The organism is Chamaesiphon sp. VAR_48_metabat_403 (assembly GCF_031422475.1).
GTDB lineage: Bacteria > Cyanobacteriota > Cyanobacteriia > Cyanobacteriales > Chamaesiphonaceae > Chamaesiphon.
Map to the genome: position 1 here is coordinate 1 of NZ_JANPLS010000220.1, position 6974 is coordinate 6974.

At 45.8% G+C, this 6974-nt stretch carries 6 protein-coding genes; all 6 read right to left on the reverse strand.

The genetic code is table 11. From position 1 onward, the window contains the following. Nucleotides 1-41 precede the first annotated feature (41 nt). A complete protein-coding gene (gene pgmB, locus RMO79_RS10250) occupies nt 42-2948 on the reverse strand; it encodes a beta-phosphoglucomutase (RefSeq protein WP_310483050.1) in 2907 nt (968 codons plus the stop codon). A 65-nt stretch (nt 2949-3013) separates the two neighbouring features. After that, nucleotides 3014-3247, reverse strand: a complete 234-nt coding sequence (locus RMO79_RS10255) for a Nif11-like leader peptide family natural product precursor (protein ID WP_310483051.1) — start codon at nt 3245-3247, stop codon at nt 3014-3016. Between the two features lie 47 nt (nt 3248-3294). Then, nucleotides 3295-4347, reverse strand: coding sequence for an NAD(P)-dependent alcohol dehydrogenase (locus tag RMO79_RS10260; protein WP_310483052.1), 1053 nt, complete (start codon nt 4345-4347; stop codon nt 3295-3297). Nucleotides 4348-4492: 145 nt separating this feature from the next. Next, nucleotides 4493-4834, reverse strand: a complete 342-nt coding sequence (locus RMO79_RS10265) for a glutathione binding-like protein (protein ID WP_310483053.1) — start codon at nt 4832-4834, stop codon at nt 4493-4495. Nucleotides 4835-5120: 286 nt separating this feature from the next. Then, complete coding sequence (locus tag RMO79_RS10270) at nt 5121-5477, reverse strand: DUF5335 family protein (RefSeq protein WP_310483054.1); 357 nt, start codon at nt 5475-5477, stop codon at nt 5121-5123. Nucleotides 5478-6106: 629 nt separating this feature from the next. Beyond that, on the reverse strand, nt 6107-6974 hold an 868-nt coding region (locus RMO79_RS10275; protein ID WP_310483055.1), incomplete at its 5' end, for an FAD-dependent oxidoreductase.

Genomic DNA, 6974 nt, shown 5'->3' on the forward strand with positions numbered 1-6974 from the left:
TGCTTGTTAGGGGTATTTCATTATTTACCCATACCTAGCAATTAGACTGTGTGTTGGAGGGGTTTTGCTGGAGCTAGTTTTAGTTGAGTTTGAAGGTCGATAAGGTGAACGCCAACCAGGTTTGGTAGGATGATGTCGGCCGCTCCAACGCGATTCGTGGGGCCAATTCCGATCGATCGCATTCCCCCTGCGATCGCCGCTTGAATACCCACGGTGGCATCTTCCACCACCACACAGCGGGAGGGTTCGAGTCCGAGCTGTGTAGCAGCGTATAGGAACACGTCTGGGGCAGGCTTGGGACGTGTGACACTATCCCCATCCGCGATCGCATCCACCAGATTACCAATCCCCAATTTATCGATGACAGTGCGGGCATTTTTACTTGCAGAACCGATCGCGATTTTGATGCCCGCTTGTCTGAGTTCTGTTAATAGCTCAATGGCTCCTGGAAAGATATTTTGGGGAGTAATGGTTTCGATCGATTCCACATAATAACGATTTTTGCGCTCCATCATCGCCTGAATCTCTACTTCTGAATACTGTCCCATGCCGATGATGTGCATTAGCGATTCACGGCGAGATACGCCACGTAGGGCTTCATTTGCTTGTCTGTCAAAGGGCAGTTTTTCTTCATCAGCCAGTCGTTGCCAAGCTTGGTAATGATATTCGGCAGTATCCGTCAACACGCCATCGACATCGAAGATAAAACCCCGAATATCTGTAGCTGAAACAACTGAAGGCGAGAGATCGAAATGGTGCCAGGTGCCGCGCCAGTTGAGTTTGAATTTGAGTCGCGTCCAATTCGGTGGCAGATGGGGAATTGCCACGGGGTCATTTTCGCTCAGTTGGACACCACCGAAACCGAATACTACCGCTTGCCAGACACCGCCAGCCGAAGCCGCATGAATGCCATCTTCGGTATTGCCGAAAGTGTTGGTGAGATCGATGAGGGCTGCCCGCATAAAATGTTCGTAAGCATCTACGGATTTATCCAGAGTTGCGGCGAGGAGTGCTTGAACGGATGAACCGAGAGACGAGCCTTGGGTGATATCGGTGCGGGGAGTGTAGTAGTTCCAGTTTTCGTGCAAGATATCCTGGCGATTGGCAAATTCTGGCGTGTTGAATAGGAGATAGAGCAGCATCAATACGTCAGGTTGCTTGATAACTTGGCTCTGATTTGTTTTCGCCATACCGAGGACGGTTTGAATCGACTTAGTGCGCGGTTCATAGTCACTCAAGTCGATATCCTGGAGCGCGAAAAACCCCTCAAATTGCTCGATTAGCAATGTTTGAGGATTGTAAGGGATATACATCTGAGCGATCGTCGAGTGAAAAGCTAATATCTGTACTGGCGTGAGATGGAGCTGTTGGCTCAGTTCATTTGCCCGCGCTGGAAACGTTTCTTGTAGCCACTCATAGACTTGCAGAGCTTTTTCTAGATGCCACTGCACTAGCCGATTGGTGTAGGCATTGTTTCTGACATCCTCGTGGTATTCATCGGTACCAATCACCCCACATAGTTCGTAGCGTTGTTGCTTTTCGTGCCACTCTACCCGACTCAGCCAGAATAACGCAGTATCGAGGATAATTTCGGCTCCGCGATCGCGCATCCACGCATCATCGCCCGTTGCTTGCCAGTATTGCCAGACAGCATAGGCAATGTCGGCACTAATATGAATCTCGCGCTCTCCATTCCAGATCCGAATCGGCTCTACATAAGGATCGCAGGGCAACGACCATTTGGGGGTCATCTCATCGCCAGTTGCCGCACTTTCCCAGGCAAACATTGCCCCTTTGTAACCAGCGTGAGCGGCTTTGCGTCTTGCTCCAGCTAGGGTATCATAGCGATAATTGAGGAGATTACGGGCGATCGCGGGTTGCGTGAAGGTGAAAAAGGGCAGGATAAAAATTTCCGTATCCCAAAAGATATGCCCCCGATAGCCAAATCCCGACAAGGTTTTGGCGGGAACACTGTCAGGGTCTATATCTAGCGAACCCTGATTGGTACAGCCACCAATGAAAAGTTGAAACAAGTTGTAGCGAACTGCTAACTGAGCGGTAAGATCTCCCTCAATCTCGATATCGCTATGCTCCCAAACTGCTTCCCACGCCTTTTGATGGGCAGCGAGGAGAATTGGATAAGCTGGTAGGTTGGCTAATTTGGCTTGAGCCGCCTGAACTGGTGATTTGGTTTCGCGAGAGGTAAACACTGTTACTAGCTTCTCTACGCTGATGCGCTGTCCTGCTGTGGCGATAAAAGTGGTCGTCAAGGTAGGACAGTCGGGGGTATTTATCACCGCCGATCGAGCATCGATGTCAATCGTGGTCATTTTCGCTGCCATACCGAGTTCGATCTCGGTACTGCGGGTGCGAACGTGCAGCCAGACTCCCTGCTCTGTCTTGCCTCTGTCGAGATGCTCCCAGTGGTCAAAGCCTTGATTTTCGGGATAGCCATTAATGCTCGATCGCACCTCGATGGTGCCATCAAAATCGATCGGCGTAATCTCACACCGCAGTGCTAATACCTGCTCGTCTGCCAAACTAGCAAACCGATCGAACTTCAAATCTACGGTATTACCGATCGGACTGCGCCACCGGATCGATCGACTCAAAACCCCCTGTCGCAAGTCCAGTCGCCGCTCATATGTGAGAATTTCCCCAGCATCAAGCCGAAACTGCTCGCCATTAATAATTACTACCAAAAACAACCAGTCAGGACAATTTGCCAACTCGGTATAAACCACGGGGATATCGTCATAAACCCCATTAATTAAGGTAATTAGCAACGCTTTGGGGTAGCCTTCTTCAAAGCTGCCGCGCGTGCCTAAATAACCATTACCGATCGTAAAGACGGTTTCTCTAGCGCGTAATTTTATGGGGTCGAATTCAGGTTCAATTAGTGTCCAGTCTGTGTAAATCAATTCGCGAGGACGGGTGAGAGTGTTCATGCTGTTGAAATAATGGGACTGAAAACTAGTCGTATTTCGCAATTAGTCAAATCTGTCACGATTTTCTATCGACCATCTAGGTGTTTTCGTGGTGATAGACCGGGATTTATCTTCATCGCCAACTCTTCCAGGGATTTTTTACTTAACTCTGAATGAAGTTCTTCAGCGGTGAAATGATAACCATGTTCTTTGGCGATTTGATAGTAAGATTCGATATCTACTGCTGCTTTGAGTTTTGCAATCATATTTAGATCTTCGTTAACTGCTTGGATGAATTTATCTACTGTTGTCTGAGCCATAATGTCTCCTGTTGTGTTTTTGATTGAGTTTGTGGAATTGATGATTTTCACAAAGCCTGTTTAAATAAAGCCATATCAATGACGAAGCGGTATTTTACGTCGCTTTTCACCAATCGATCGTAAGCTTCATCGATCTTCTGAATGGGAATAAGTTCGATATCGGCGGTGATGTTGTGCTTGCCGCAGAAATCCAACATCTCCTGAGTTTCTTTAATACCACCAATTAGCGAGCCGCTAAGACTGCGCCGACCAAAGACCAGACTACCTACGTTGAGGGAAAGGGGTTCGGGGGGCACGCCGACTTGAGTGAGATTACCGTCGCGTCCCAACAGCAGTAGATAGGCATTGATGTCGTGTTGTGCGGACACGGTATCGAGAATGAAATGGAAACTATTAAGATGTTTTTTCATCTCGTCGGCATCTTTGGAATTGACGACTTCATCCGCTCCGAGCCGGAGCGCGTCTTCAACTTTATTTGCCGAGGTGGTGAAGACTACGACGTGTGCGCCCAAAGCCTTTGCTAGTTTCACACCCATGTGTCCGAGTCCGCCTAGTCCGACGATGCCAACTTTCTGACCTTTGCTCACCTTGTTGCGGCGCAATGGCGAATAAGTGGTGATGCCAGCGCAGAGCAGTGGTGCGGTGGCGGCTAGATCCAAATGTTTGGGAATTTTCAGCACAAAAGCTTTATCCACCACAATGCTCTGGGAATAGCCACCGTAGGTAGTTCCACCAGTGTGCTTGTCAGGAGAGTTGTAGGTAAATACTGTGCCAACCGTGCAGAATTGCTCTAGATCTTCCTTGCAGTTGGCACAAGTGAGGCAGGAATCGACCATACAACCAACCCCAACGGTATCGCCTTCTTTGAATTTTTTGACATCTTTGCCAACTTTTACAACCCGTCCGACGATCTCATGACCGGGTACGCATGGATAGGTGGTACCATTCCATTCGCTGCGGACGGTATGCAAGTCTGAATGGCAGACCCCGCAGTATAAAATTTCGATCGCAACATCATGTTTGCCGACATCGCGGCGTTCGATTGTGAATGGTGCGAGTGGAGTTGTGGCGGTTTGAGCGGCGTAAGCATTAGTCTTCATGATTATTCTCCAAATTTATTGTTACTTCGATTGGGTATATCCCTAAGTGTTGGTGATGATTTGACGAGGATTATCCGAGATAATCGACTCATAGGTGCCATTAAATAAGCCATTACGGATCGTGTCGCTCCCCAAATCAACTTAGCTAATGAATGTGCTGTTGCTCCATCGCACGTTTTACAGCCGAGTCTTCGCACCAATAATGATAAAAGCGATCTAGATTGGGATAATTTGTTGAACCATTCGGCAAACTATTTCCCCAACGAACCATCGCAAACGCATAAGCATCAGCAATCGTCAGGCGGTTTCCAACTACAAATTCTTTACCGTTTAAATGTCGATCTAAATACTCATATATCCGATCGATTAATTTATAAGATGCTTCCTTTGTTGCTTGTTTAGCACGGCCGTGACGATCGGTTGAGTAGCGTTCTGGTCGATCGAATGGAAAAAAAGCAGGGTGGAGATAGCCCGTCACAAAAGCCATCCAGCGGTCGAGATCGTACAGATCTAATTAGCTGAGGATTTGTTCGAGTTCGTTGGCGGAGCCTCTCCCCATGAGAATCGTATTGCCGTCTGGATCGTGAATACAGGCACTGAGCACCCCGCCTGCTAGCCCATCATCTAAAAATTGCCAAGGACTGCTTTGGCATCACGACGATCGTATGTTGCTAACTCGATCGAGTCGATGTATTCTTTCAACCGCGTTGGCGTAGCCTCTCGGAACGAGAATCGATTGAGAATATTAATTATTGTGTTTTAGAAATTTACTGCTATGGTTCGACTGCTTGTAACTTAACTAATGTTTTTGTCCCACTAGCATCACTAATCCAAACTGCCAGCATCCGTCCACTCTCGCTCTGTCCGGTTAAGACTTCAGTAGGGGCATCGACAGTGTGAGCGTAAGTGACTTCATCTTTACCTGTTTCAATCACTAGATCGTTACCCTTGCCAGGTCGATCGTAAATTATCGCCATCAATGGCGCATTCTGAATCAACTCTTCAGCACCTTCGGAATTCATAATTTCGATCGAGATATGTCGTCCCCGATTTCCGTCAGAAAACTGGTCGAAGAATTCACCCCAGCGTTCTTGGGGTACAGTTTTAGTCAGTTCAATTTTGTTTAACATCTAATTTCTGTTGTTATTGATGTATTTGTAAGTTTCTAGCTAGTTCAGGTCGTTGAATGTATCTTGCGTAGTCAGATCGGCGATTGTCGCCTGTTATTCAGAGTTTTATGGATTTCCGTCATATCGCTTGGGGTCTTTCTTTCTCTCTGAAAGAGAATCGCAGTACTCATGGTGTTTTAGCCAATTTACTAAATTTACAAAACCTGTCATTAGCGTCGTCATCCGAGTAAAAATCATGCTATTAAGTTGCCATCTGGCATCGAAGTATTTGCAGTAAAATACTCCGATGCCAGATGGCAAATAGAATAACTATTTAATGAATTTATAATGCGAATTTATTACATTCCATCCTAAACTAAATTTGTGAAGATTTCGTGAGGAAGATATTTTCAGTCTACTACTATTGAAAATATATATCTCAACATTTAATTTATTATTTTATGGGTTTTTGTTGCTATACATAACCATGGTTATCTAATCTGTCTGTCTATATATAGACAGATTTTAATGCTGAATTTTCAATATATTTTCACTCAAAAGGGGTAGGCAAAACTAAAAGTAATCTCAAAAATTCCCCAATTTGATGACAGCTTGATTTGGAACAGAATTTGAAATAATTAGAATACAGACTATGCGAACGAAATTCGCTCTCGGTTGCTTTCGACTGAGGAAATAGACTCCAGGCTCACGCCAATTAATTGAGCGACTCGAATAGCTGATGTAATCGCGCCACCATGCAAACCGTCACCAAGATAGGCTCCTGCATGATAGGTATAGTTTTCACCATTAGTCGCAACCACTTCATCGCGGTAGCGGAAGGATTCGGTGGTGTACATTGGAGTGTGATGTGCTTGAGTATGAATGATTTGTTCTGGTGCAATTAATTCTTCTAGTTGGAATGATAAGAAATAATGCGGTGGCGATGAGATGTCACAAAGTTGATTGAGATAGCCGTTATAGCCCCAGCGGGTATCTGTCTGGAAGAAATCAAATTCTGAGGGTTTGTAGATGCCAAAGCGATCGTACATAGTATCATCCTGGTGAACTATGCTAGTGATATGATTAGCTTTCCACTCAGCAAAACGTTTCGTTTCGGCATCTGTTGGATCGGCGAGTAGTGCCATTACTCGATCTGGTGGAGTAGCAAAGACGACTCGATCGAACTCATAAATTTCACCTGTAGACATCATAATTTTGACACCATCAGGACTTCTAATAATCCGATCGATCTCAACACCCAGTACGATCTTCCCCTTAAATCGCTCTAGGATTTTTTCGATATAAGTATATACGCCACCTTTCACCCGTACCCAGTTAGTCGAAATATAAGCACGCAAAGTCGGAATCGCTAATTCTGCCGGAAAATCATCAATTAGTTCAAACGGAATTGAGTAACTATACATCACTAGCAATTTCAACCAAGTATCGCGAGTACCCGAACTTTTGAGATATGTAGATAGGGGCAGATCTGCTAGATTTTGGAGATTGGCAAGTTGG